This window comes from Devosia sp. (assembly GCF_024707125.1).
Lineage (GTDB): Bacteria > Pseudomonadota > Alphaproteobacteria > Rhizobiales > Devosiaceae > Devosia.
Window position 1 is genome coordinate 38,410 of the sequence record NZ_JANQAH010000004.1, and the last position, 25,642, is coordinate 64,051.

Here is a 25,642-nt window from a genome sequence, read left to right on the forward strand (position 1 = left end):
AAAATGGGTCCCGCATGACATGGAAGTCCTGTTCGCATGAGCGACACACCAAAACCCGAAACCGCTGATCGTCTCGCCAAGGTCATGGCCCGCGCCGGCCTCTGCTCCCGCCGCGATGCCGAAGGCTGGATTGCCGCCGGCCGCGTCATGGTCAATGGCAAGAAGGTCATTACCCCGGCCTTCAACGTCACGAGCCGCGACAAGATCACGGTAGACGGACAGCCGCTGGCCGAGCGCCAGGGTACCCGCATCTGGCTCTACCACAAGCCCGCCGGGCTGGTGGTGACCGAGAAGGACCCGGAGGGTCGCCCGACGATTTTTGAGGCTCTCGAAGAGCAGGGCCTGCCGCGCGTCGTTACCGTGGGCCGTCTCGATATCAATACCGAGGGCCTGTTGCTCCTCACCAATGATGGTGGGCTCAAGCGCGTGCTTGAATTGCCGTCTACCGGCTGGCTGCGCCGCTATCGCGTGCGGGCCTATGGTTTTGTGACCCAGGCGCAGCTCGACGCGCTCAAGGACGGCATCACCGTCGAGGGTATCAATTATGGCCCCATCGAAGCCACGCTCGAACGCGAGCAGGGGCACAATGTCTGGATCGTCGTGGGTCTGCGCGAAGGCAAGAACCGCGAAGTCAAGAATGTGCTCGGGGCGCTGGGTCTTGAAGTGAACCGCCTGATCCGCGTTTCCTATGGTCCGTTCCAGCTCGGCGACCTCAAGGAAGGTCAGATCGAGGTGGTGAAGGCCAAGATGCTCAAGGACCAGCTTGGCAAGAAGCTGGCCGAGGCGGCCAATGTCGATTTCGACAGCGATATGCCCGAAGGTCTGTTCCCGCCCCCACGGCCCAGCAGCGAATCGCCGCGTGGCCGCTCGCCCCGCGGTGCCCCGGCCGGTGGCGGGCGCTTTGATTCTCGCGGTGGGTCCGATGACCGCCGCTCGTTCCGCGACGATGATCGTCCGGTGCGGCCGCGCCGCATTCATTTTGACGACGATGGCCGCGCGCCGGAAGAATATGAACCCAAGGGTCCGGGCCGTCCGGCGCGTGCGCGCGTTGACGCTGACGACCAGCCGGCGAGCAATTATGGCCGTCCGCCGATCCGGGCGCCGCGGCCGGATCGTGCCGATCGCCCGGCGGGTGACCGCAAATCGTTTGGCGACAAGAAGCCTTACGGGGATAAGAAGCCGTATGGGGACAAGAAGCCTTACGGCGAGCGCGATCGCAAGCCCTATGGTGACAAATCGTTCGGTGACCGGCCGCAGCGCAGCCGTCGTCCGGATGGCGATGAGCGTCCAGCCCGCAGCTTTAACGATCGTCCGCCGCGTCGCGATGATGACCGTCGCGGTGGTGGCGAGCGCCCGCAGCGCGGCTTTGGTGACAAGCCAGCGCGTAGCTTCGGCGATCGTCCGGCGCGCGGTGGTGATCGTCCGTTCGGAGACAAGCCGGGTCGTGGTTTTGGTGACCGTCCATCTCGTGGTGGTGGCGAACGTCCCGCACGCCCGTTTGGCGACAAGCCGGGCCGCAGCTTTGGCGATCGTCCGGCCCGTGGCGGCGAGCGCCCGGCACGTTCGTTTGGTGACAAGCCCGGCCGTAGCTTCGGTGATCGCCCGGACCGCGGCGACCGTCCCTCGCGTCCGTTCGGCGACAAGCCCTCGCGTGGCCCCCGCTCGGATCGTCCGCAGCGTGCTTTTGACGATAGCCGGCCACAGCGCCGCGATGATCGCCCGGGTCAGGGCCGCCCGCAGGGTGGTCGCCCCGGTGGCCGACCCGAAGGAGGCCGCCCCGGCGGTCGGCCCGAAGGCGGACGTCCCGGCGGCGCGCGCCCGACGGGTGGTCGCCCCGGCGGACGCCCAGAGGGCGGCAAGCCATTTGGTGGCAAGCCGAGCGGCGGTGGTCGTCCTTCCGGCCCGCGCAAGCCGCGCGGCTAAGCCATGCGGATTGTCGCCGGTAAGTTTCGCGGCAAGCAGCTCAATTCGCCGTCGGACGATTCCATTCGCCCGACGGCAGACCGCGTGCGCGAGAGCATGTTCAATATATTGGGGTCACGGCTCGGGCCGGTGCTGGAGGGCAAGCGGGTGCTTGACCTTTTTGCCGGCACCGGGGCGCTGGGGCTCGAAGCCCTGTCGCGCGGTGCGTCCCATGTCACCTTTGTCGATGTCGGTGCGGAATCGCGCGGGCTGATCCGCGATCACATCCAGGCTTTTGGCGTGGCGGGGATTACCAAGCTGCTGCGTCGTGACGCGACGGGGCTGGGGACGCCGGGCACGTTCGGGCAGTTCGATCTTGTTTTTCTTGATCCGCCCTATGGGCAGGGTCTTGGCGAGAAGGCGCTGGCTGAATTGGCCGGCAATGGCTGGCTGAAACCCGGCGCGACGCTGGTCTGGGAAGAGAGCGTCGATGTGCCGGTGACGGTGCCAGAAGGCTTTACGCTCGATGACGAGCGCGAATATGGCGCTGCAGCGGTGCGGTTTCTGACGTTTGGAGAGGCGGCCTAGTTCAGGCCGCCTTTTTGAGGCAATCCGCGCAGCGGCCGCGGATTTCCATAGTGGTGCGTTCCACCTTGAAGCCGCCCGTGCGGGCCCATGAGCCCAGCCGCTCTTCGATCACTTCATCGGCGAATTCATCAACCTTGCCGCAGCTTTCGCAGATGGCGAAGGCGATGAGGCCCTTGCGATGGCAATGCATGTCGGCGCAGGCGACGAAGGCGTTGAGCGATTCAAGCCGATGGGCGAGGCCCCGGTCCACGAGCTTGTCGAGCGCGCGATAGACCTGCAGTGGCGCGCGCAGGCCATCGCCACGCAGCTTGTCCAAAATGTCATAGGCGCTGAGCGGGCCCATCGAGGCCGTCAGCGTGCCTAGCACGAGTTCCTGATTGCGGGTGAGGTCCGTCGGAATGTCGTGACTATGCGCCATGGCTTTCTCTCCTGCCGAACAATCTTGCGGTCGGTACCGTGAGCGAGACGAGGAAGATCAGCAGCGCCGCGACGACAATGGACGGTCCTGAAGCGGTATCCCAGGTGAGCGAGCCGTACAAGCCAGCGATGACGGATGCGGCACCAAGAACTGCTGCCACCAGCGCCATGATTTCAGGCGTGGCGCTGAGGCGGCGGGCGGTGGCGGCGGGAATGATCAGGAGCGAGGTGATGAGGAGGACGCCGACGAGCTTCATGGCAATGGCAATGACCGAGGCCATGAGCAGCATGAGGAGGATGCGGCTGACCTCCGGCTTCAGCCCTTCGGCTTCGGCGAGCTCGGGGCTGACCGTGGCGGCGAGAAGCGGGCGCCAGTTGAGCGCGAGGATCGCGAGGATGGCGATGCCGCCGCCATAGATGATGTAAATATCCTCCATCGAGACGGCGAGGATGTCGCCGAAGAGGAAGCCCATGAGGTCGATGCGGACCTGCGTGAGAAAGCCCACAAGCACGAGGCCGACGGCGAGGGAGGAGTGGCTGAGGATGCCGAGGAGGGCGTCGGTGGAGAGCGTGTTCTGGCGTTGTAGGAGGAGCAGCGCACCGGCGACGAGGGCGGCGACGGCGAAGACGCCAAGGGTCATGTTGATCGAGAGCAGGATCGAGATGGCGACGCCGAGCAGGGCCGAATGGGCCATGGTGTCGCCAAAATAGGCCATGCGGCGCCAGACGACGAAACAGCCCAGCGGGCCGGTGACGGCGGCGAGGCCGATGCCGGCGACAAGGGCGCGGGAGAAGAAATCACCGAGCATGGTCGTGCTCCGAGTGATCGTGATGCACATGCCCGTGCGGGTGCTCGTGCTCGCCATGCTTGCCGACGAGGCAGCCGTCGTCGTGGTGTTCGTGATCGTGATGATGCTCGTAGATGGCGAGCGTGTCGGCGGCGCGGGCGCCGAACAGGGCGAGGTATTCCGGGCTGCGCTTGACGGCGGCGGGGGTGCCGCGGCAGCAGACGTGGCCGTTGAGGCAGATGACAGTATCGGTTTCGGCCATGACGACGTGGAGATCGTGGCTGATCATCAGGATGCCGGCCTGGGTGGTGTCGCGGATGCTGCGGACCAGCTCGTAAAGCGCCACTTCGCCGGAGAAATCGACGCCCTGCACCGGCTCATCGAGGACAAGGAGATCGGGCTTGCGGATCATGGCGCGGGCAAAGAGCACGCGCTGGAATTCGCCGCCAGAAAGCTCCTGCACGGCGGCGTGAAGCAGGCGACCGGCACCGACGGCGGCGAGGGCAGCTTCGATCTCAGGGCGGGAGAACCGGCCGGTCAGGTTCATCAGGCGCTCGACCGTCAGCGGGAGCGTCCAGTCGATGCTGAGCTTTTGCGGCACATAGCCGATCTTGAGGCCGGGTTTTCTCGATACCGTACCGGTCGAGGGCTTCAGGACACCCGTCGCCATTTTGGCGGTGGTCGATTTTCCCGAGCCATTGGGGCCGATGAGCGTGACGATTTCGCCGCGCGCGATGGAGAGGTCCACGCCCTCGACGAGGACGCGGCCGCCACTGCGAACCCCGGCATTGGTGAGCGTGATGAGCGTTTCGCCCTTCATGCGCATGTCCATGAATGTTTCCACAAGTGCACTTGACGCTGTCATTTACGTTATAGCATAACACTGCCGCAAGCGTAATAACATAACATATCGTTCGCGATATGGAGCAGACAAGAGGTGCCTTCATGAACCGGCTGATCCCCTTTGCCACACTCGCAGGCCTTTTGCTGACCGGCACGGCCATGGCGGCGCCCAATGTGGTGGCCTCGACAAAGCCTGTGCATTCACTGGTTTCGGCTGTGATGGCCGGGGTGGGCGAACCCAGCCTGATCGTCAAGGGCGCGGCCTCGCCACACACCTATTCGCTGCGGCCTTCCGATGCCTCGGCGCTCGAAAATGCCGATATCGTGTTCTGGACCGGGCATGGCATGGAACTGTTCCTTGCCGATGCGCTGGAGACGCTGTCGACCAAGGCGCAGACGGTGGAGCTGGCGGAATCGGAGGGGGATTGAGCTGCTGCCCATGCGCGAGGGCGGGGCATTCGAGGCGCATTCGCATGGCGATGAGGATCATGCTCACGAAGGGCACAGCCATGACGATCATGGCGGAGACCACGCGCATGAACACGAAGAAGGCGACATGCATTTCTGGCTCGATCCGGAAAATGCCAAGCTGATGGTGGCGAACATTGCCCAGGTGCTAAGCGCGGCTGACCCAGAGAACGAGGCGACCTATCAGGCCAATGCCGAAGTCGAAATCGAAGCGCTGGGTGCGCTCGAAAACGAGATTTCGCGGACGCTGGACGGGGTCAAGGACAAGCCCTTCATCGTCTTCCACGATGCCTACCAGTACTTCGAGAGCCGCTTTGGGCTTGAAGTGGCGGGGACGATCACCGTTTCGCCTGAGGCCATGCCGGGCGCGGCGCGGGTCGATGAACTGCGCAAGAAGGTGAGCGAGCTGGGCGCCACATGCGTGTTTGCCGAGCCCAATTTCGAGCCGGCGATTGTCAGCACGATCGTGGAGGGCACCGAGGCCAAGGCCGGGGTGCTTGATCCTGAGGGAAGTGCGCTGGCGGAAGGGCCCGGGCTTTATGGTGATCTGCTGCGGGGTATCGCGGCGGGGCTGGTGGACTGCCTGGGGTAGGACGGTTCCCGCGAAAGCGGGAAGCTCCCAACGCCAAAACAGAGATTCCCGCTTTCGCGGGAATAACGCGGTGGGCTTGAAGGCCTGATAGCGACCCGGAATGGACGCTGCCCTTTGACGGGGAATGCCTTTGCTCGCCCAAATTTTCGCCTTTCAACGTAACGTTCTAACATATCGGAGCATCTATGCGTCATATCCTTACGTCTCTTCTTCTTGCCACGGCGCTGACTGTGCCGGCCATGGCCGATGATGTCACTGCGTGGCGGCTGTTCGTCAGTGATCATGCCGAGGGTAAGGTGACTGCCCTCGATGCAGTCAGCGGCGATGTCCTGGGCAGTTTTGCCCTGAAAAGTCCGGCTTCGCTCGTTGCCAGTGAATCGGGCGAGGCGGTGTTTGCCGTGCAGGGCGCGGGCAATCAGGTTTCGGCCATTCGCTCGGGCATTGCCGTGGATGATCATGGCGATCACGGCGATATCGAGGTTTCCGAACCGACCCTGGTCGACGCCGTACTCGAAGGCGAAAAGCCGGCGCATTTTGTCCAGCATGATGGCAAGGTCGCGCTGTTCTTTGACGGGTCGGGCAAGGTCGATCTCTTCAGCCCGCATGAATGGGCGGATGAGGGCAAGATCACAGCCACCCAGCTCGACAGCGGCACGCCGCATCACGGGCTTGCCGTGCCGTGGGGTGATTTCACGCTGGTTTCGACGGCCAATGCCGAAGACGAGAAGAAGCCACGGATCGGGCTCAATGTGATCGACGCGGCGGGCAATCTGGTGGGTGAGACCCATGCCTGCCCCGATCTTCATGGCGAGGCTGCCTCGGGCAATCTGCTTATCGTTGGTTGCGGCGATGGCGTGCTGATTGTTTCAGGCTCAGGCGAACCGCAGGTGACCAAGCTCGACTATGCCGGCCTGCCGGAGGGCAAGACCACGACGCTCATCGGCGGCAAGGGGATGCAGTATTTCCTCGGCAATTATGGAGCCGACAAGGTGGTGATCATCGATCCTGCCGAGGCCGCGCCCTATCGTCTCGTCGACCTGCCGACGCGGCGCGTGCATTTCGTCGCCGATTCTGTGCGGCCGAAATTTGCCTACATTTTCACCGAGGACGGCTTTTTGCGGCAACTCGATGTGGTGAGTGGGGAACTGGTGCAATCGGTCAAGGTGACCGAGCCCTATTCCATGGATGGCGAATGGAGCCTGCCGCGGCCGCGCATTGCGGTGGCGGGCGACAAGGTTGCGGTGACCGATCCGCTGAAGGGTGTGGTGCATATGGTGGACGTGACTGATTTTGCCCTCGCGGGTGAAATCGCGGTCGACGGCGCGCCCTACAATATCGTCGCCGTCGGTGGCTCGGGCAGCCAGCACTGATCCCAAGCAGGAGGGGCCGCTACTTTAGCGGCCCCTTGAAGATGAAGAAGGCGCCGAGTGCGATGAGCGCGAAGCCGATGCCATGGTTCCAGGTGAACTTTTCGCCCAAATAGAAGACGGCAAAGAGCACGAAGACCGAGAGGGAAATGACCTCCTGAATGGTCTTGAGCTCGGCGCCCGAATAGACGCCATAGCCGATGCGATTGGCGGGGACGGCGAGCCAGTATTCGAAGAAGGCAATGCCCCAGCTGATGAGCACGACGGTCCAGAGCGTGGCGCTCGGGAACTTGAGATGCCCATACCAGGCAAAGGTCATGAAGACATTGGACGCGATCAGCAGGCCGATCGGTGCCAGCGTGGCAAAGTTGAAGCCCAAGGCTTCCTCCAGCAAGAGCAGATGATTCCGGGGCTCCTCATAGCATTGCCGCGGCGTGCCAGGCCCCAAGAATTTCGCTTAGCTACCAGGCGAAATAGAACATGGATTTGGCGAGAATCACGATCAGCACCATGTGGATGAAGACGCTGATATGGGTGAGCCGGAACCGCTCGGAGGTCATGCAGCCGGTTGAGGCCGCCCGCATGGCAGTGATGAAGTGGACGAGGACGCTGAGGGCCAGCGTAATCTTGATGGCCAGGAGCACCGAGAAGGAATTGTTCCAGTGAAGGCCCGAGGACGAAAACTGCTCGTAGCCTAGGTAGAAGCCGCTGAGGAACAGCGTCCCCACGACCCATGGCATGATCTGGCGGGCGCGGCGCACGAGGCTGGTTTCGACCGCCTCCATGGTGGCATGGCCCAGATGAGGGCGCATGCCTTCGAGAATAAAGACCTCGAAGAACACCACGCCGATAAAGGCGGTGGCGCATAGAAGGTGGATGATGACCGCATAGGGATAGAGCATGGCCGGCCCCAGATAAGCTGATTATCTGAGTAGGGTTTGGCCGGCCACGCCGTCAAGCACGCCCCTAGCGCAGATGCTTGGTGGGTTGCTCCAGCGCAAAGATCTCGTCGGAGAGGCTTTCCACCTGCTTGCGGATCAACGCCTGCGCGTCATAGAGGCCGCGATTATAGTAATAGGCGCCCATCTTGTCGGCGAAGAACTGCATCAGCATTTCGGCCGGAATGGCACCGATGGACTGATCCAGCTCCAGGCGAAAATAGTCCTGAATCTCGCCGACAATGGCCTTGGTCTCTTCACGGTCGAACTTGATCGGTTTCATGGAAAAACTCCTTCAGCACCGGTTCATAGCGCGAGTCGCCAATTGTCGGCACGCGCAAGCTCGGCCAGAATGCCGCAGCTTGAGGAGGACATTTTCATGATCGCCCGCATTTCGCTGCTTGCCCTGAGCCTTGCTCTTGTTGCCGTGCCCGCCGTGGCCAAGGACAAGGCGAAAACAGCGCCGGCCGCGCCAGTCGCTGTGACCTGCGATGGCGTTTTCGGGCCGAAGAGTTCGGATACGCTGGTGCGGGAAACCTTTGGCGAGGACAATGTCGAGACGGGCATGGTCTATGGTGTTGAAGGCATCGAGTTCATGGCGACGACTGTCTTTCCCAACGAACCCGACCGCGTCATGCAGTTCAGCTGGTGGGACGAGGAAAAGCTCGAATATCTCAGTTCTCTCGAATTGGCGCCAAGTCAGGAAACCCCGACCGGCATCAAGATCGGCATGAGCGTCAAGGAAGTGGAGGCCATCAATGGTGAGCCTTTCACCATTGGCGGTTTCTGGTGGGACTATGGTGGCGGTGCCGTGTTCGAAACGGGGGCGCTGGCCAATCCCGAGGCTGGCTGCGGCTTTTGGTTCCGCTTTGCGCCGACGGACGACTATTCTGAGGACGTGGATGTGACGCCCGTCTCCGGCGAAGTGACGGTGCCGTCGTCAGAGCCGCTGCTGGAAACGCTCGATGTGCGCGTGCAATCGATCAACTTGGGCTATCCATGGCCTGAGGAACTTCCGCAACCGGACTATTGAGGCGGGAACGGCATGCACAACACGATCATCTATCTTATCGGCCACTATGGCGTGGGCAAGCTCACGGTCGCCAAGCGGATTGCCGCGACGACCGGTGCGCGGCTGTTCGACAATCACCTGGCCAATAACGTCATCTTTTCGCTGATCCGCGAGGACGGAAGGACAAAGATCCCTGACGGCGCCTGGGACCTGATCATGACCATCCGACGCCAGGCGCTGACCGCAATGGCCGAGATCGCTTCGGCCGAGGCGAGTTTCGTGCTCACCAACGCCCTGATGGGGGACGATCCGCTGGATCGTCTGATTTATGACGAAGTGGTAGCGACCGCGGCGCGGCGGGGCAGTGTTTTCGTGCCGGTATTTCTGTCGGCCTCGGCGGCCGCCCATGCCGTCCGCATCCCTTCGGCCGAGCGCGAAGAGCGGCTGAAAATGACCGATGAGGCGGGCGCCGCCCATGTGCGCAAGATGCGGCCGCTATTGGCTGTAGACCATCCTCACCGGATCGATCTTGAAACCACCGACCTGCCGCCGGAGGAAGTCGCACGGCGCATCATCGCCCATGCAGAGCACTGTGCTCAGCAGATCGCGACCAGCGAGGCGGTCAGCTGATCGACCAGAGGATCGAGTTTTGGCCGGTCTGACTGAGCATAGTCGAGCCGGAGCGCGGCATAGCTCTGGCCATCGCAAAGCGCGATCATGCGCTGGTGCAGCACGCGGCCAGATTTGGTCGCCGACCAGATGGCCCAGGTGGGTGTGGTTGACTGCGCGGTGAGGCCCCAGCCGGCGCCGGTGTCTTCGGCCAGGCGGGCATGGGCCTCGGATTCAAAATCCGGCTCGGTGACGAAATAGCCGCCCCAGACCGTCAGGCGCGCAACGCGGCCATCGAAGAGGAACACCTGGCCATCACCATTGGTGCTTTCGCCTTGGCCTTCGAAACCGGGCGGGATGTCGATGCCATAGGCGTAGCGCGCGTTTTCATAATAGCCCCAGATGGCCTGGGCCATGGCTGGCATGGCGAGGGCAAGGGCGGCGATAGCGGCGAGAACGAAGCGCATGGCGCGATTCTGACTGCGTCGCGAGCGAGCGGCAAGGGGGCAACGACCCAATCGTTTGCCGCCGCTTCCCCAAAACGCGATTGTCCCTCCGGCGAAGGTCGGGGTGACATCCGGGGACTAGAAACCGGGCAAGGCGATCGTCGCTAAACCACCACGATCCCGGCATGCTTGGCCTTGTTTTCCGGCTCGACATGGATGGTGATCTGCACGTCCTTCACGGCCTCGCGCAGTTTCGCTTCGATGCAATCGCAGATGGTGTGGGCGGCTTCGACGGTCATGGCGCCGGGAACGACGAGGTGAAAGTCGATAAAGGTCAGCTTGCCGGCCTGGCGGGTGCGAATGTCGTGGGCCTCGATGGCGCCATCGGCATTCTGCGAGATCACCTCGCGGATGGTTTTCTGCGTTTCCGGGGGCAGGGCGACGTCCATCAGGCCGCCGACGCTTTCGCGGATCACGGCCCAACCGGACCAGAGGATGTTGAGCGCGACGAGCGCCGCGAGCACCGAGTCGAGAATGGCAAGGCCGGTGGCGTAGACAAGCGCAAGGCCGACCAGAACGCCAAACGTTGAAACCACGTCGGTCATCAGGTGCTTGGCATCGGCCTCAAGGGCAGGCGAGCGGACGCGGCGGCTATGGCGCCGCAGGACCACGGCCCAGACCAGATTGATGATGGTTGCGACGACGCTGACGGCAATACCCTGGACGCCGGCCTCGGGCAGTTCGGGGGCAATGAAGCCGAAATAGGCTTCGCGCAGGATCAGGATGGCGGCGACGATGATCATGACGCCGACAAGCACGGCCGAGAAATATTCGGCCTTGTGATAGCCATATTGCAGCGCGGCATCGGCAGGGCGCTGCGCCAGCCGCACGGCGATCAGCGCGGCGATGGATGTCACCACATTGACGATCGATTCGAGCGCATCGGAATAAAGCGCGATCGAGCCTGTCAGATACCAGGCGAGAAATTTCAGGCCCAGCACGGCAAGGCCTATGCCCAGACTGGCCACGGCAATGGCGAGTGTGCGGTCGGTGATGGCCATGGGGAGCTCCGCAATGGATTGCCACCCGCCATAGCGGTAATGGTGGAGTCTCGCAAGTCGTTGTATTTGCGAGTGATTTTCAGAAGCATTTGTATCTAAGCCGCGCCCGGGCAAGCCCTTGATTGCGCAGACTCTTCCGCTGGGCGCCTTAAGTCGGCGCCGCGCCCTTCATGGTCAGTGGCAGGCCGGCGGCGACGAAATAGACGTCGTCGCACACTTCGGCCAGGCGTTGGTGGGCGGAGCCGGCGAGATCGCGAAATGTGCGGGTCATGGCATTTTCGGGCTCGATGCCGAGGCCGACCTCGTGGCTGATGAGGATCACCTTGGCCTCGCGGAATTCCATCAGCGTAGCGCAAAGCTCGCCGACCGCGGTGGCGACGTCTTCGTTGGCCATCAAGAGGTTGGTGATCCAGAGCGACAGGCAATCGACGAGTACGGCATCGTGTTCCTGGCCGGCTTCGATAAGCGCACGGGAGAGCAGAAGTGGCTCTTCACGGGTGGCAAAACGGCCGGTCCGGCCGGTGCGGTGGCTCTCGACGCGCTCGCGCATGTCGCCGTCCAGAGCCTTGGTCATGGCCAGATAAAGGGGTCTCTTGCCCGAATGGAGGGCGAGCCGTTCGCCAAAGGCGGTCTTGCCTGAGCGCGCGCCGCCCAGAACCAGTGCGTGGCGCATGGATTTTCATCCTCCGAAAGCCGTCGCTGTGGCGATAAAACCCATCGGCAGGCCAAGGCGTTCCAGCCTCAAGCGCATTTGCGTGAACCTGCCATGCGAAACCTGGCCTTGGCTGGTCGATTTTGTCCGATATGCTACTTTCGTCTTAGCTTCTTTCGCATTATGGTCCGCGCCGAAACGACACCTTAGGGTGTGGCTCTGCGTCGGGTAGGGCAAGGTCCAATCCGGCGATTCCCGTAGCCCATCCCCCTTATGGAGAGACTGCGTGCCCCGATATTATCTTGGCGTCGACGGCGGTGGCACCAATTGCCGCGTGCGTTTGGCCGACGAGAATCTGGTGACGCTGGCCGAAGTGAAGAACGGCCGTTCCAATCTGCAGATTGATGCCGGCGATCCCGCCTATAAGGCGATCAGCGACGGCACGCGCGATGTGTTCAAGGCGGCCGGTGTCGATTTCGCCGAAACCGCCAATACCTATGCCTGCTTCGGCATGGCGGGCGGCCGCATGGACACGGCCCGCGCGGAGTTTGCCGCGCGGCCCTGGCCCTTTGCGGGCGCAAAAGTCTATGACGATATCGACATCGCCCATGCCGGCGCGCTGGGTGGCGGCGAGGGTGGCGTTGTCATCATCGGCACCGGTTCGGCGGCCATGTCGATCGTTAATGGTACGCGCTATCAAGCCGGCGGCTGGGGCTTTCACATCGGCGACCAGATGTCGGGCGCTATCCTTGGTCGGGAACTGGCACGTTACACGGTCGAGGCCGAAGATGGCCTTGCCGAAGGTTCGCCCCTGACCAAGGCGGTGGCCAATGCGCTCGGCGGCGACAATCAGGGCATCATGACATGGTCGTTTGCGACGGCCATGGACCTGAAGCTCTTGAGCGACGATGGATCCGAAGGGTGCGACGACGCGCTGATCGGCCGGGCGCCGGGCGAATATGGCAAGCTGATGCCGCTCTGGTTCGACTATCTCGAGCAGAACGACCCAGTTGCGCTCAAATTGCTCGACGTGCAGATGGGCTATATCGACACCTATGTGCGCTGGTTCAAAAGCCACGGCGCCGAGGTGATGGCCATTGTCGGCGGTCTCGGCCAGCGGCTCTTCCCGCGGCTGACCGAGCGCTACGGCAATTTTGTCGCCCTGCCGCAATTCGAACCCCTGCATGGCGCTGTTATTCTCGCCAAGCAAAACTTCGCCTCAAACTAGGGACTACGCCTCGTGTCCAGCCGCATCATTCCTGTTCCCGCTTTCGACTATGTGGTGTTCGGCGCCACCGGCGACCTGACCAAGCGTAAGCTCATTCCGGCGCTCTACCACCGTTTCAAGGACGGCCAGTTCGACGAGAACAGCCGCATCATCGGCGCGTCGCGCTCGAAACTCACCGAGGCCGATTTCCAGAAGACGGCGCGCGAGGCCATCCAGCAGTTCGTCGAGAGGGAATATCAGGACCAGGCGGTGATCGACCGCTTCATCAAGATATTCACCTATGTGCCGGTCGATGCCAGCAAGCCTGAGGAATCGGGCGATCTCGGCGCGGCGCTGCGCGATGATCCCGCGATTGTCCGCGCCTTCTATCTTGCCGTGGCGCCCGATCTCTTCGAGCCCATCGCCGAATATCTCGATGCCAAGAAGCTCTATCGCCGTGATGCCCGCGTCGTGATCGAAAAGCCGCTCGGCCACGATCTCGAATCGTCCATCGCGATCAATGACGGCGTGTCGAAAATCTTCCAGGAAGATCAGGTCTACCGCATTGACCACTATCTCGGCAAAGAGACGGTGCAGAACCTCTTGGCGCTGCGCTTTGCCAATACGCTGTTCGAGCCAGTCTGGAACTCGGCCCATATCGACCACGTGCAGCTGACCGTCGCTGAAAGCGTCGGCGCCGGCACGCGCGGCTACTATGACGAATCCGGCGCTCTGCGCGACATGATCCAGAACCACATGCTGCAGCTCCTGTGCCTTGTGGCCATGGAGCCGCCCGCCAGCGACGACGCCAATGCGCTGCGCGACGAAAAGCTCAAGGTCCTGCGGGCCCTGCGCCGCATCACCAATGGCGACGTGGCCAAGAACACCGTGCGCGGCCAGTATCGCGGCGTGAAGTCGGAAACCGTATCGGTCGCCGGCTATCAGGATGAACTGCCCGAGGACAAGAAGGGCAGCCGCACCGAGACTTTTGTGGCGCTGAAGGCCGAAATCGAAAACTGGCGCTGGTCCGGCGTGCCGTTCTACCTGCGCACCGGCAAGCGCATGGCCGAGCGCGTCTCGGAAATCTGCATCCAGTTCAAGCCTATTCCGCACTCGATCTTCGACCATGCCGAAGGCGCGCCGCGGCCCAACAAGCTCATCATCCGCCTGCAGCCCGACGAGGGCGTCAAGCTCATGCTGATGAACAAGGATCCGGGTCCGGGCGGCATGCGCCTGCGCGAAGTGGCGCTGAACCTCTCCTTTGCCCAGGCTTTCAACGAACGTACGCCGGAGGCCTATGAGCGCCTGCTGATGGACGTGGTGCGCGGCAGCCAGACGCTGTTCATGCGTCGCGACGAACTGGAAGCGGCCTGGATGTGGGTCGACCCGATCCGTGAAGCCTGGGACCGTTCGAGCGAACCGCCGCAGAGCTATACCGCCGGCACCTGGGGCCCAAGCGGCGCCGTGGCCCTGATCGAGCGCGATGGCCGCTCCTGGTATGAGGGCCCCCTCTCGTGAGCATCGACCGCCGCAGCTTTGCCGACAAGCCGACTCTCGCCAAGGAACTGGCCGAAGCCATTGCCGACCGCATCCGCCATGCCATTGCGGAGCGCGGCGAGGCTGCCATTGCGGTAAGCGGCGGTTCGACGCCCGGAAAATTCTTCATGGCGCTCGGCAAGATGCGGGATATCGACTGGACCAAGGTCATCGTCACCCTCGTCGACGAGCGCTGGGTCGATGAGACCAGCGACCGCTCCAATGCTCTGCTGGTCAACGAGAAGATGCTGCAGGGTCCCGCGGCCGTGGCGCGTTTCTTCCCGCTCTATTCGGGTGGCGACGAACCCACCGCGGAACAGGTAGCCAAGACCAATGCGCTGGTCTCGACGCTGCCAAAACCCTTTGCGGCCGTGATCCTCGGCATGGGTAATGACGGGCATACGGCGAGCTTCTTTCCGGGCGGCGACACGCTCGAGGAGGCTCTGACAGCGCAGGGCCCGACCCTTGCCATTCGCGCCCCAGGCGCGGGCGAGCCACGCATTACCTTTACGCTGCCGCGTCTGATCGAGACCGACGGCCTCTATCTCCACATCGAAGGCGACGAAAAAGCCGCGGTGCTGGACAAGGCGCTGGGCGATGGTCCCGTCGAGGACATGCCCATTCGCGCCGTGCTGCGCTCGGATGCGCCGCTAGCTGTTTACTGGTGTCCGTAAAACCCCTGGGGCGGTCCCCAATCGACCGCCCTGGCCGTTGAACGCACCAGTCATCGTTGCAAGGAATACCGCGCCAGCGGCCCCCTTTGGCGCGCCCTTGCCCTATAGGAGCGTAGAACCATGACCGTCCGCCAGGCAATCCAGGACGTGACCGACCGCATTGCGGCCCGCAGCCGCGACACGCGCCGCGACTATCTCAATCGCCTCGACGCCGCGCGCGAAGCCGGCGTTTATCGATCGACGCTCTCCTGTGGCAATCTCGCCCATGGCTTTGCCGCCTGTACGCCTTCGGAAAAGGCGGCGCTCGCCGGCAACAAGACGCTCAATCTCGGCATCGTCACCAGCTACAACGACATGCTGAGCGCCCATCAGCCCTATCAGTTCTATCCCGACATCATCAAACAGGCGGCGCGCGAAATCGGTGCTACGGCCCAGGTGGCGGGTGGTGTACCGGCCATGTGCGATGGCGTGACCCAGGGCATGCCGGGCATGGACCTGAGCCTGTTCTCGCGCGATGTGATCGCCATGGCGACGGCCATTGCGCTCTCGCACAACATGTTCGACGCGGCCGTCTATCTTGGTATCTGCGACAAGATCGTGCCCGGTCTGGTCATCGGTGCGCTGAGCTTTGGCCACCTGCCTGCCGTGTTCATTCCCGCCGGGCCCATGCCCTCGGGCCTGCCGAACGACGAGAAGAGCAAGATCCGCCAGCTCTATGCCGAGGGCAAGGTTGGTCGCGCCGAACTCCTCGAAGCCGAAAGCAAGTCCTATCACTCGGCCGGTACGTGCACGTTTTACGGCACCGCCAATTCGAACCAGATGCTCATGGAAATCATGGGCCTCCACCTGCCGGGCGCCAGCTTCGTCAATCCCGGTACGCCGCTGCGCGATGCGCTGACCCGCGAGGCGACCAAGCGCGCGCTGTCGCTGACCGCGCAGGGCAATGACTATACGCCCATCGGCCACATCATGGACGAGAAGGCCTTCGTGAATGGTCTCGTCGGCCTTCATGCCACGGGCGGCTCGACCAACCACACCATGCACCTGATCGCCATGGCCGCCGCTGCCGGCCTGCAGGTGACCTGGGACGATATGAGCGACCTCAGCGATGCGACCCCGCTCCTCGCTCGCGTCTATCCCAATGGCGTAGCCGACGTGAACCATTTCCACGCGGCCGGCGGCATGGGCTTCCTCATGCGCGAACTGCTCGATGACGGTTATCTGCATGACGATGTGAAAACCGTCTGGGGCAATGGGCTGCATAATTACACGGTTGAAGCCAAGCTGATCGAAGACAAGCTGGCGTTTGAACCGGCTCCCGCCGAAAGCGCGCTGCCGAAAGTGCTGACCAGTACCAAGACGCCGTTCCAGACGACGGGCGGGCTAAAACTGCTCACCGGCAATCTCGGCCGCTCCGTGATCAAAGTGTCGGCGGTGAAGCCTGAGCATCGCGTGGTGGAAGCGCCGGCGCGCGTTTTCCATAGCCAGGATGGGCTGCAGGCGGCGTTCAAGGCGGGCGAACTGACCGGCGATTTCATTGCCGTGGTGCGTTTCTCCGGCCCCAAGGCCATCGGCATGCCGGAACTGCACAAGCTGACGCCGTCGCTCGGCATCATGCAGGATCGCGGTTTCAAGGTGGCGCTTCTCACCGATGGCCGCATGTCGGGTGCTTCCGGAAAAGTGCCGGCGGCGATCCATATGACGCCGGAAGCCAATGATGGCGGCCCCATCAGCAAGATCCGCGATGGCGACATGATCCGGCTCGATGCCAATGAAGGCACGTTGACCTTCCTTGGCGACGAGAAGGAGTTCTTCTCGCGCACTCCGGCCAGCGAAGACCTACGTCCCTCGCACTACGGCATGGGCCGCGAACTCTTTGCTGGGTTCCGTAGCCTGGTGGGTGTCGCCGATCGCGGGGCGAGCGTTTTTAACTAGGCAGGTCGCCGACATAGCGGGCGCGCGGCCTGATCAGCGCGCCCGTTTCAATTTGCTCCAGCGCATGGGCGAGCCAGCCGACGCAGCGCGCCAGGGCAAAAATCTGCAGCGGCGCATCGTCGGGCAGGTCATGCGCAGCGACGAGGGCGGAGAGGGCGAAGTCGATATTCGGCTTTTCGCCGCTGAGCCTTTCGCCGGTTTCGGCCAATTCAGCAAAGAGCGCGGGAACGGCGAAGGTCGCCATCAGGGCCGGGGCGCGCACGTCGTGGTCGGGATAAAGCCGGTGCCCGAAACAGGGCAGGGGGCGGCCCTGTCGCAATAGGCTGGAGATGGCGGTTTCGACGCCGTAGCGCTTTGCGTCGCGCACAAGGGCGCCCATGCTGAGGCTGGCTGTGCCGTGGAGCGGTCCGGACAGGGCGGCAAGGCCAGCGAGCACGGCGGCGGCCAGTGGGGCGCCGGTGGATGCGGTGACGCGGGCTGCAAATGTGGAAGCATTCAATTCATGCTCGGCCAAGAGGACGAGGGCGCAGCGCAGGGCGTTGGCGGCCTCGGGGCGCTGCCACTGGGCGGCTAAGCGCTCGTGGACCGGGCCGGTTCGCGCGCCGGTAATGGCGGAGGCGACGAGGGACACGACAAGCGTAGAATCCTTGATGAGGACACTGCGCGCCCGTCCCGAGGGCGGCATCTGGGTGGCAGCGAGTTCCGCCACTTGCCGATAGGCGGCGATGAGGCCGGTATCGGCGCCCGTTGTGGTCATGGTGCCGAAATCGACCGGAGCGGATGTGCTCCAGAGCAGTTTTGCCATGTCTTCGAGCGTCGCCGTCTTGGCAAGCTCCGCGGCGTCCTGGCCCCGGATGTAGAAGTGGCCGTTGGCAACCGTGGAAATGGCGGTGGAGAGAACCGGCTCGCCCCAGGCGATGCTTTCGGCGGCCACTGTCGTCGCCGGGCGGCGGCCTTTCTGGCGGGCGGCGAGGCGTTCGACATCGTCCTGCCGATAAAGGCTGCGGCGCGGGTCTTCCGGATCGGGACGGGCGGCGATGCGGCCGCGGCTGACATTGGCATAGAGCGTCTGCGGCTTGGTGCCGAGAAGGGCAAGGGCGGCTTCCGCGGATATCCAGCTCATGGCATCTCACATTGATCAATTGCATCAAGATTGACGTCAATCTTGATGTGGCCAATCTAGCGGTAAAGACGAAGGAGACGCAACATGTCTGGACTGGATGATGTCATTGCCGCTGAAACCACGCTGTCGGAAGTCGACGGCGCCAACGGCCGGCTGGTGATCTGCGGATACCGGCTCGACGAACTGGCCGGGTCAAAGTCCTATGAGGAGGTTTTGGCGCTGCTTGCGGGCGAAGTGCTGCCGCGTGGCGCGGCGCTCAAAACCCGGCTGGGCATGGCGCGGCTGCGCGCCTTTGCCGAAGTTGCCTGGCTCGACGAGGCCATTCTGGCGCTATCAATCACCGAGGGGCTGCGGGCGCTGATGGCGCGGCTGCCCGATGGCGAGGATGCCGATACCGCGCTGCTGCTGGTGGCGGCCCCGGCGGTGTTCGTGCCGGCTTTGGTGCGGCGTAAGGCGGGGCAGGCGGCGATTGCGCCGGATCCGGCGCTGGGTCATGCCGCGGATATGCTGGCCATGCTCAAGGGCAAGGCGCCGAGCAAGGCGGAGGTTGATGCGCTCGATACCTATCTCGTGACCGTGAGCGATCATGGGCTCAATGCGTCCACCTTCGCCGCGCGGGTCGTGGCTTCGACGCGGGCCGGCTATACTTCGGCCGCGCTCGCGGCGCTGGGGGCGCTGAAGGGCCCCCTGCATGGAGGCGCGCCGGGGCCGGTGCTCGATATGCTCGATGCGGTGGGAACGCCTGAACGGGCCAGTTCCTGGCTGACGGGCGAACTGGCGCGCGGCGAGCGGTTGATGGGCTTTGGGCATCGCATCTATCGCGTGCGCGATCCGCGGGCCGATGCGCTGAAGGGCGCGCTGACGCGATTGGGTGCGGCAGGCGATATGGATGCGGAGCGGATAAAGCTCGCCGAGGCGGTGGAGCGCGAGGCGCTGGCGCTGCTGCGGCTCAGGAAGCCGGACCGGGCGCTCGATACCAATGTGGAATTCTTCACCGCCTTGCTGCTCGAAGCGCTGGGCTTTCCTCGCGATGCCTTTACCGGCGTTTTTGCCGCGGGCCGCGTCGGCGGCTGGCTGGCCCATGCGCATGAGCAGGTGGCGAACGGGCGGCTGATCCGCCCGCAATCGCGCTATGTGGGGCCCAAGGCCGCCTGATCCCGGAGCCATTCGGCAATACTCGGCGCATCCTCTGCGCCGAGCCCGTGGCCGGCAGCGAGCACGCGGACAGATACCGTTGCGCCATTGGCGCGCATGGCTTCGGCGAGCTTTTCGCCCTGACCACGGAAGGCGTCGGTTTCGCCGAGGAGGATGAGGACGCTGGTGCCGCTGAGATCGGTCTGCGGGACTTCGTCGAGCACCATGGCCGGGCGGATGAGCACGGCGCGGCGGACGAAGCCTGGATGCAGGAGCAAGGCGGCGGCGAGGAGATTGGCGCCGTTGGAATAGCCGAGGGCGGCGAGCTTTTCCGGGTCTGGCCTATAGGCGGTGTTTACCTCGCCGAAGAAGGCTTCAAGGGCGCCGGATTCGAAACGGATGTCCTTCTGGTCGAAGATCGACGGGCCAAAGCTGCGGAACCAGCGCTGCACGCCGCTTTCGGTGCTGCGGCCGCGCATGCCGAGCAGCGTCGCGTTTGGCGCGGCGCGGTGTGCCAGCGGCATCAGGTCGGTTTCGTTGCCGCCGGTGCCGTGGAGAAGGGCGATGGTCGTGCCATCCGGATTTTCGGGCGTAAAGAAGCGGTGCTTGTAGATGAGGTCGCGATAGACGACGCGCTCTTCGCCGGGGAGGCCAAACTGGGGCAGCATGACTTTTACCGCCTCGGGATCGGGCGTGTCGGGCGGCATGAACAGGGTGTGGCCGAGCTTTTCCAGCGTCTCGTCGAGCGTGAAGCCGGGACCGTCGCTGGCCATCTCGATCAGAACATTCCCGGGCTCGCGCACATAGAGCGAGGTGAAATATTGTCGGTCGTGGAGATTGGTCATGCTCGAATTGAGTTTTCGCAACTCGCGCTCGACGGCCTCAACTTCTGCCTCATCCTTGGCGCGAACGGCGACATGGTCGGCTGTGCCAGTGCCCGGAGCGCCGGGCCAGAAGCCGGCGGCGTCGCGGATGTCGAGGACGTCACCCACATCGGAGACGAGGCGTTGGATCGGGCCTTCGACGGGGCCGGTGCGGAAGCCGAAATTGCGGGTGAGGAAGGCGGTGGTTTCTTCCTGCACTTCTGAGAGCAGAGTGACGCCCCGAATGCGGCGGATCGCGTGTTCGGCGGGAATGTCGGTTTCGGGCATGGTCAGCGCGGGCAGATTGGCGCTGACGAGTTTTATGACGACGCCATCGGGATCACGCAGGCGGAGGACGGTTTCGCCGAATTCCTGCGCTGTGCCCTCGACCTTGACCTGATGGGTCAGGGCGCGCTCGAGCCAATAGCCGATCGAGCCCTGGGGAATGGCGAGGGAGAGTTCGCTGACCTGGCCGGCACCGGCCTGGCCCGATGAGCCGCCCTGCCAGACGAGGAAAGTGATGAGCGAGCCGGGACTGGCGGCGTAATCGCCGTAGAAGAGATGCAGCTGGCGGGCGTCTTCATAGCCGCCGGTGCGCTTGACCAAGCGGAGGCCGAGGAAGCCGACATAGAAATCGACATTGGCCTGCACGTCTCCGGTGATGAGGGTGACGTGGTGGATGCCGGAGGTCATGGGGCGCTCTCTCTTGGTCTGGTGCCTGCCGATACCCCCACCCTTAATCCCTCCCCACAAGGGGGAGGGAGACGAAGGAACCGCGAGATCGAGGCAACCGCCTCCCTCCCCTTGATGGGGAGGGAATGAGGGTGGGGTGGGGCCACAAACTCGATGCCAGACGTCACCGGCTGCGTCCAAACAACCGCTCGATGTCGCCCTTTTTCAGTTCGACATAGGTCGGGCGGCCATGGATGCATTGGCCGGAATGAGGCGTCGATTCCATGTCGCGGAGGAGGGCGTTCATTTCGTCGACGCGCAGGCGCCTTCCGGAGCGGACGGAACCGTGACAGGCCATGCGGCCGATAATGGCCTCCATGCGGTCGGTCAGCGCAGCAGCGCTTTCCCACTCGGCGAGCCCATCGGCGAGATCGCGGATGAGGCTGTCCACGTCGCTATTGCCCAGGATTGCCGGGGTCTCGCGCACGGCAATGGCGCGGGGGCCGAAGCGGTCGAGATAGAGGCCGAATTGTTCGAGCTCAGGCGCTGCTTCTTCGAGGAGCGTGCACTCCTCCTCGGGCAGTTCGATAATGATCGGGATGAGCTGGGCCTGGCTCGCGACCGGGCCGGCGGCGAGCTGGGCCTTGAAACGCTCATAGACGAGGCGCTCATGGGCGGCGTGCTGATCGACCAGCAGAAGGCCCTTGTCGCTTTGCGCGATGATGTAATTGTCGAACATCTGGGCGCGGGCGGTGCCGAGGGGGTAGTCGATGATCTCGGGTGTTTCCGGCACGGTCTCGACGCGGGCGCGGGGCTCGGTGAAACCACTGAAGCGGCCGGGAGAGCGGTCGAGATTGAGTGGGGCTGTGCTTGGCGCGTAGCCGTAGCTTATCGGGCGCGGCGGGGCCAAGGTCGGCGTATAGCCGATAGGCTCGGGAGCCGGGGCCATTTCGGGGGCGGTGAAGGCGCCGAGGATATCTTCGGCGACGCTACTGGAGGCCTTGAAGCCGGCAGCGGCGAGGGCGACGCCAATGGCGCGGATGACGGCGCCGCGGATGGCGCCCTGATCCTGGAAGCGCAGTTCGGCCTTGGCCGGGTGCACGTTGACGTCGACCTCTGCCGGATCGATGGCGACGTAAAGGGCGACGACGGGGAAGCGGTCGCGGAAGACATAGTCGGCATAGGCGGCGCGGATGGCGCCGACCAGCACCTTGTCGCGCACCGAGCGGCCATTGACGAAGTAGAACTGCGACAGGGAATTGGCGCGGGTATAGGTGGGGAGGCCCGCCATGCCGGCGACGACGACGCCGTGGCGCGCCATGGCGAGGGGCACGGCATTGTCGACGAAATCGGCGCCCATGACCTGGCCGAGACGGGCGGCAAGCGCGCCCTCGCCGGTGATGGCTGGCCAGTTCGACATCATCCGGTCCGAGCCTTCGAGGATGAAGTGGATTTCGGGATTGGCCATAGCGAGGCGCTTGACCACGTCGGTGATCGCGGCGGTTTCGGAGCGGGTGCTTTTGAGGAATTTGCGGCGTGCTGGGACCTGCGCAAAGAGATCGCGCATCTCGATCACGGTGCCGCGGTTCATCGCCTGCGGCATGGGTCCGGTACGACGGCCATTGTCGACGACGACGGCGAGGCCGGTTTCTGCTTCGGCGGGTCGAGAGGCGACCGAGAGGCGCGAGACGGAGCCGATGGAGGCCGGGGCCTCACCGCGGAAGCCGAGGGTGCGGATATCGTCGAGATCGTCTGCGCTGAGTTTGGAGGTCGCGTGGCGCTCGACCGAAAGCATCAGGTCGTCGCGATCCATGCCGTGGCCATCATCGGTGATGCGGATGAGATCCATGCCGCCATTGGCCGTGGCAATGGTGATGCGGCGAGCGCCGGCGTCGATGGAGTTTTCGACCAGTTCCTTGACGACGCTGGCGGGGCGTTCGACCACTTCGCCGGCGGCGATGCGGTTGATCAGGTCTTCGGGTAGCTGGCGAATGGGCAAGGCGATTCTCCTTGCCCACAATATAGGGGAGGCCGCGCCGCTTTCCGACCCGGAATGGCATTTGTGCCCAGACGGGCCGAACTAGTCGAGCACGACCACCGCCTCGACCTCGAACAGCATGGGATCGATGGCCAGTTTCGGCACGGGCACCAGGGTCTGCGCCGGCAGGTTGGCGCCGAACATTTCGACGACGTTCTGGGTCAGCACGCCGAGCTTGGACATGTCGTGGTCGACGACATAGACGGTGAGCTTGGCGACCTGATCGGGGCTGGCGCCGATCCCCTCGAGCGCGGCGCCGAGATTGGCATAGGCCTGTTTGACCTGGGTGGCGAAATCGGGCGAGAGGCCGCCGGTGCTGTCCTGGCCGCCCTGGCCTGAAATATAGGCGATGCGGGCATTGGGCGCCACGATCACTGCCGTGCTGTAGCCATTGGGTGCGGGGTCGCCGAGATTGGGCGGGTTGACGATGGTCAGCTTGTTCTCGGCCGCGTTGGCCGGTGCTGCAAATGCTGCGGTCATGATGATGGTTCCTCCGATGATGAGACGCGTGATGGCGTTTGGCATGATGATCTCGTGGCTTGGCGGATCGCGGGGCATGGCCGGTTTCCGGCACGATTGAACTTTGTCGCGGATGTCGTTAGGCAAGACTCGTACAGTGTACGAATTTATTGCATCGTACGTTGTACGAGTCAATCGCCGGCCATGGACAAGGCTTGTGCTCGTGGTCAGAATTGAGCGGAAACGGGGACGTGGATGGCAGACAAGGTAGCCGGTCGGCGCGGCAGGCGCCTGCAGGGGCAGGGGGCAGAAGCGCAGGGGAATGAACCGGGGCTGACGCGTGAGCGGATCGCTGCGACGGCCGTGGGCATGCTGGACGCGAACGGCCTTAACGGTTTGACCATGCGGGGACTGGCCGAGGCGTTGGGGTCAGGCGTCATGAGTCTTTACTGGCACGTCCAGAACAAGGAGGACGTGTTCGACCTGGCGCTCGATAGTGTGCTCGAATATCGCGGTCCGACGGCGCTGCAGGATTGGCGGGGCGATATCGTGCACGTGCTGGAGGATTGGCGCGCCACCATGCTGCGTCACCCCTGGTCGGCATCGTTGCTGCCGCGCCGGGCGCTTGGTCCGAATATTCTTGTGCGCCTTGAGCGGCTGAGCAAATGCCTCTCGGCTGGTGGCGTGTCGGACACTGATGTGAATGCCGCCATCTGGTCGCTGTGGAACTATGTGATGGGGGCGACGGTCACGCGGGCCGGCTTTGGACCTTCGGACGAGGACCGGGCTGCCTCCCAACAGCGTTTGGCGGAACTCGGTGCCCTCTACCCCTCGATCGAGCACTCGCGTCTACTGCTCGATGATGATTGGGACGGCACGTTCCGCAGGGGTCTCGACTTCCTGCTCGATGGCATTGCGCCGAAGCGATGAGGCGCTGCGGTTACCGCCTATCCTGAGGTAGAGGATATCCATGCGCATCATCGTGCTGACAGTTCTGGCTCTGGTGGCCTTTGCGGCCAATTCCGTATTGGCGCGCCTGGCGCTTGCCTCGCCGGCCATTGACGCGGCCGGTTTTACCGGCGTGAGGCTGGCATCGGGAGCCGTGGTTCTCGGTCTGCTGCTCTGGTTCAGGAATGGCTCGCCGCGAGCGTTGGTGCAGTTGACCGGTACCTGGGCACAATCGGCTGCGCTCTTTGGCTACGCCATCTGTTTTTCCTTCGCCTACAACCTGCTCGGGGCCAGCATGGGGGCGCTGATCCTGTTTGCCAGCGTGCAGATCGGCATGGTGGCGCGGGCCGTCTCGGCCGGCGATCGGCCTGCGCCTCTTGAATGGATCGGCCTCGTGGCAGCAGCGGGTGCCTTTGTCTATCTGGTGTCACCGGGCCTTGCCGCGCCGCACCCGCTGGGCGCTGCGCTCATGATCCTGGCGGGATTGTGCTGGGCCGGCTATTCGCTCCTGGGGCGCGGTTCGAGCCAGCCGCTCTCCGATACCGCGGGCAACTTTATGCGCTGCCTCCCGCTGGCCGTGCTGTTGATCATTGTGGGCGTGTGGACCGGGGCGCCGCGCCTTGAGGGGATAATCCTGGCTGTGGCCTCGGGCGCCCTCGCTTCCGGCCTCGGCTATGCCATCTGGTACGCGGCCCTGCCGCACCTGAGCCGGACCCGCGCCGCGGTCGTGCAATTGAGCGTTCCGGTCATCGCCGGTTTTGGAGCGGTGGTCTTTATCGGCGAGGCTTTGACGCCGCGTTTGCTCATCGCCTCGGCGGTCATTCTTGGCGGCATTGCTGTTGCTATCGTTATGGCCGGACGGCGTCGCAGTGCCTGACCTCTTGCCGCTCACGCATTGCCCGTTTAGGACACGGCAATGACCCAATCCCTCGCCCCCATGGATCTCGCGCTGCGCCTTGCCCAAGAGGCGGCGGCGCTTGGCGAGGCACCTGTGGGCGCGGTGGTGATGGAGGGTGAGCGCGTGCTTGCCGCAACGCGCAATCAGATGCAGGCCCTGGGTGACCCGACGGCACATGCGGAAATGCTGGCCATTCGCGAGGCGTTGAAAGTGCGCGGCACCGGGCGGCTTGATGGCTGCGATCTCTATGTGACGCTCGAACCCTGCGCCATGTGCGCGGGGGCCATAGCCCATACCCGCCTGCGCCGGGTCTATTTCGCGGCCGAGGATATCAAGGCGGGAGCGGTGGAGAACGGGGTCCGGCTGTTCGACCAGCCCACCTGCCACCACAAGCCTGAGGTGATCGGCGGGGTTTCGGCCTCGCGCGCCGAGGCCATGCTGGTGGACTTCTTCCGCAAGCTGCGAAGCTAGC

At 63.8% G+C, this 25,642-nt stretch carries 26 protein-coding genes and 1 pseudogene; 14 read left to right on the forward strand and 13 right to left on the reverse strand.

Annotated features, from left to right (window positions below; translation table 11 throughout):
* The first annotated feature begins 36 nt into the window (after window positions 1–36).
* Window positions 37–1,923, forward strand: a complete 1,887-nt coding sequence (locus NVV77_RS03215; protein ID WP_295410678.1) for a pseudouridine synthase — start codon at window positions 37–39, stop codon at window positions 1,921–1,923.
* A 3-nt stretch (window positions 1,924–1,926) separates the two neighbouring features.
* Window positions 1,927–2,490: a 16S rRNA (guanine(966)-N(2))-methyltransferase RsmD gene (gene rsmD, locus NVV77_RS03220; protein WP_295410680.1), complete on the forward strand. Its 564-nt coding sequence runs from the start codon at window positions 1,927–1,929 to the stop codon at window positions 2,488–2,490.
* A 1-nt stretch (window position 2,491) separates the two neighbouring features.
* On the opposite strand, the gene NVV77_RS03225 is transcribed toward rsmD, so the two are convergent.
* The 3 genes from NVV77_RS03225 to NVV77_RS03235 are packed head-to-tail and all read right to left on the reverse strand — an operon-like array spanning window position 2,492 to window position 4,527.
* A complete protein-coding gene (locus NVV77_RS03225) occupies window positions 2,492–2,908 on the reverse strand; it encodes a Fur family transcriptional regulator (protein WP_295410682.1) in 417 nt (138 codons plus the stop codon).
* Complete coding sequence (locus NVV77_RS03230) at window positions 2,898–3,716, reverse strand: metal ABC transporter permease (RefSeq protein WP_295410683.1); 819 nt, start codon at window positions 3,714–3,716, stop codon at window positions 2,898–2,900. The genes NVV77_RS03225 and NVV77_RS03230 overlap by 11 nt, the downstream gene beginning before the upstream one ends.
* Entirely contained in the window at window positions 3,706–4,527 is an 822-nt protein-coding gene (locus NVV77_RS03235; protein ID WP_295410685.1) for an ATP-binding cassette domain-containing protein, read from the reverse strand. Before NVV77_RS03235 ends, NVV77_RS03230 begins: the two co-directional genes overlap by 11 nt.
* A 170-nt stretch (window positions 4,528–4,697) precedes the next feature.
* On the opposite strand from NVV77_RS03235, the pseudogene NVV77_RS03240 reads away from it, so the two are divergent.
* Window positions 4,698–5,598: pseudogene (locus NVV77_RS03240) on the forward strand (zinc ABC transporter substrate-binding protein).
* Between the two features lie 185 nt (window positions 5,599–5,783).
* Entirely contained in the window at window positions 5,784–6,968 is a 1,185-nt protein-coding gene (gene aztD / locus NVV77_RS03245) for a zinc metallochaperone AztD (RefSeq protein ID WP_295410687.1), read from the forward strand.
* A gap of 19 nt (window positions 6,969–6,987) precedes the next feature.
* Here the strand turns inward: aztD and NVV77_RS03250 are convergent, their stop codons facing one another.
* The 3 genes from NVV77_RS03250 to NVV77_RS03260 form a co-directional block, all read right to left on the reverse strand.
* Entirely contained in the window at window positions 6,988–7,344 is a 357-nt protein-coding gene (locus NVV77_RS03250) for a DMT family protein (protein ID WP_295410689.1), read from the reverse strand.
* A gap of 82 nt (window positions 7,345–7,426) precedes the next feature.
* Entirely contained in the window at window positions 7,427–7,867 is a 441-nt protein-coding gene (locus NVV77_RS03255; protein WP_295410690.1) for a hypothetical protein, read from the reverse strand.
* 64 nt (window positions 7,868–7,931) lie between these two features.
* On the reverse strand, window positions 7,932–8,186 hold the full coding sequence (locus tag NVV77_RS03260; RefSeq protein WP_295410692.1) for a DUF2164 domain-containing protein: 255 nt from the start codon (window positions 8,184–8,186) through the stop codon (window positions 7,932–7,934).
* A 96-nt stretch (window positions 8,187–8,282) separates the two neighbouring features.
* Between NVV77_RS03260 and NVV77_RS03265 the strand changes: the two genes are divergently transcribed.
* Both NVV77_RS03265 and NVV77_RS03270 read left to right on the forward strand, forming a co-directional pair.
* Window positions 8,283–8,936 carry a hypothetical protein gene (locus NVV77_RS03265; RefSeq protein WP_295410694.1) on the forward strand — a complete coding sequence of 218 codons (654 nt, stop codon included), beginning with the start codon at window positions 8,283–8,285 and terminating at the stop codon, window positions 8,934–8,936.
* A gap of 12 nt (window positions 8,937–8,948) precedes the next feature.
* Complete coding sequence (locus tag NVV77_RS03270) at window positions 8,949–9,545, forward strand: hypothetical protein (RefSeq protein WP_295410696.1); 597 nt, start codon at window positions 8,949–8,951, stop codon at window positions 9,543–9,545.
* On the opposite strand, the gene NVV77_RS03275 is transcribed toward NVV77_RS03270, so the two are convergent.
* The 3 genes from NVV77_RS03275 to cobU form a co-directional block, all read right to left on the reverse strand.
* Window positions 9,512–9,991 carry a hypothetical protein gene (locus tag NVV77_RS03275; RefSeq protein WP_295410699.1) on the reverse strand — a complete coding sequence of 160 codons (480 nt, stop codon included), beginning with the start codon at window positions 9,989–9,991 and terminating at the stop codon, window positions 9,512–9,514. The two genes, NVV77_RS03270 and NVV77_RS03275, sit on opposite strands and share 34 nt — an antisense overlap.
* A gap of 143 nt (window positions 9,992–10,134) precedes the next feature.
* Window positions 10,135–11,031, reverse strand: coding sequence for a cation diffusion facilitator family transporter (locus NVV77_RS03280; RefSeq protein WP_295410701.1), 897 nt, complete (start codon window positions 11,029–11,031; stop codon window positions 10,135–10,137).
* Between the two features lie 148 nt (window positions 11,032–11,179).
* Window positions 11,180–11,704 (reverse strand): bifunctional adenosylcobinamide kinase/adenosylcobinamide-phosphate guanylyltransferase, encoded by a 525-nt coding sequence (cobU, locus tag NVV77_RS03285; RefSeq protein WP_295410703.1) that lies wholly within the window; start codon window positions 11,702–11,704, stop codon window positions 11,180–11,182.
* Between the two features lie 265 nt (window positions 11,705–11,969).
* Between cobU and NVV77_RS03290 the strand changes: the two genes are divergently transcribed.
* From NVV77_RS03290 to edd, 4 genes are all read left to right on the forward strand, one after another.
* Window positions 11,970–12,911, forward strand: coding sequence for a BadF/BadG/BcrA/BcrD ATPase family protein (locus NVV77_RS03290; protein ID WP_295410705.1), 942 nt, complete (start codon window positions 11,970–11,972; stop codon window positions 12,909–12,911).
* Window positions 12,912–12,923: 12 nt separating this feature from the next.
* Window positions 12,924–14,408 carry a glucose-6-phosphate dehydrogenase gene (gene zwf / locus NVV77_RS03295; protein ID WP_295410707.1) on the forward strand — a complete coding sequence of 495 codons (1,485 nt, stop codon included), beginning with the start codon at window positions 12,924–12,926 and terminating at the stop codon, window positions 14,406–14,408.
* Window positions 14,405–15,100, forward strand: a complete 696-nt coding sequence (gene pgl, locus NVV77_RS03300) for a 6-phosphogluconolactonase (protein ID WP_295410709.1) — start codon at window positions 14,405–14,407, stop codon at window positions 15,098–15,100. Before zwf ends, pgl begins: the two co-directional genes overlap by 4 nt.
* Window positions 15,101–15,220: 120 nt before the next feature.
* Complete coding sequence (gene edd / locus NVV77_RS03305) at window positions 15,221–17,035, forward strand: phosphogluconate dehydratase (RefSeq protein ID WP_295410712.1); 1,815 nt, start codon at window positions 15,221–15,223, stop codon at window positions 17,033–17,035.
* On the opposite strand, the gene NVV77_RS03310 is transcribed toward edd, so the two are convergent.
* On the reverse strand, window positions 17,028–18,158 hold the full coding sequence (locus tag NVV77_RS03310; RefSeq protein WP_295410714.1) for a citrate synthase: 1,131 nt from the start codon (window positions 18,156–18,158) through the stop codon (window positions 17,028–17,030). The two genes, edd and NVV77_RS03310, sit on opposite strands and share 8 nt — an antisense overlap.
* Before the next feature lie 84 nt (window positions 18,159–18,242).
* Between NVV77_RS03310 and NVV77_RS03315 the strand changes: the two genes are divergently transcribed.
* Window positions 18,243–19,313, forward strand: coding sequence for a citrate synthase/methylcitrate synthase (locus NVV77_RS03315; RefSeq protein WP_295410716.1), 1,071 nt, complete (start codon window positions 18,243–18,245; stop codon window positions 19,311–19,313).
* On the opposite strand, the gene NVV77_RS03320 is transcribed toward NVV77_RS03315, so the two are convergent.
* The 3 genes from NVV77_RS03320 to NVV77_RS03330 form a co-directional block, all read right to left on the reverse strand.
* Window positions 19,289–20,848 (reverse strand): VOC family protein, encoded by a 1,560-nt coding sequence (locus NVV77_RS03320; RefSeq protein ID WP_295410719.1) that lies wholly within the window; start codon window positions 20,846–20,848, stop codon window positions 19,289–19,291. The genes NVV77_RS03315 and NVV77_RS03320 overlap by 25 nt on opposite strands.
* Window positions 20,849–21,011: 163 nt before the next feature.
* Window positions 21,012–22,826, reverse strand: a complete 1,815-nt coding sequence (gene mutL / locus NVV77_RS03325) for a DNA mismatch repair endonuclease MutL (RefSeq protein ID WP_295410721.1) — start codon at window positions 22,824–22,826, stop codon at window positions 21,012–21,014.
* A gap of 81 nt (window positions 22,827–22,907) precedes the next feature.
* Window positions 22,908–23,390 carry a RidA family protein gene (locus tag NVV77_RS03330; RefSeq protein ID WP_295410796.1) on the reverse strand — a complete coding sequence of 161 codons (483 nt, stop codon included), beginning with the start codon at window positions 23,388–23,390 and terminating at the stop codon, window positions 22,908–22,910.
* Between the two features lie 189 nt (window positions 23,391–23,579).
* Between NVV77_RS03330 and NVV77_RS03335 the strand changes: the two genes are divergently transcribed.
* The 3 genes from NVV77_RS03335 to NVV77_RS03345 are packed head-to-tail and all read left to right on the forward strand — an operon-like array spanning window position 23,580 to window position 25,641.
* Window positions 23,580–24,254, forward strand: a complete 675-nt coding sequence (locus tag NVV77_RS03335) for a TetR/AcrR family transcriptional regulator (protein ID WP_295410723.1) — start codon at window positions 23,580–23,582, stop codon at window positions 24,252–24,254.
* A gap of 40 nt (window positions 24,255–24,294) precedes the next feature.
* Window positions 24,295–25,149, forward strand: coding sequence for a DMT family transporter (locus NVV77_RS03340; protein ID WP_295410725.1), 855 nt, complete (start codon window positions 24,295–24,297; stop codon window positions 25,147–25,149).
* Window positions 25,150–25,188: 39 nt separating this feature from the next.
* A complete protein-coding gene (locus NVV77_RS03345; RefSeq protein ID WP_295410727.1) occupies window positions 25,189–25,641 on the forward strand; it encodes a nucleoside deaminase in 453 nt (150 codons plus the stop codon).
* The last annotated feature ends 1 nt before the right edge of the window (window position 25,642 follow it).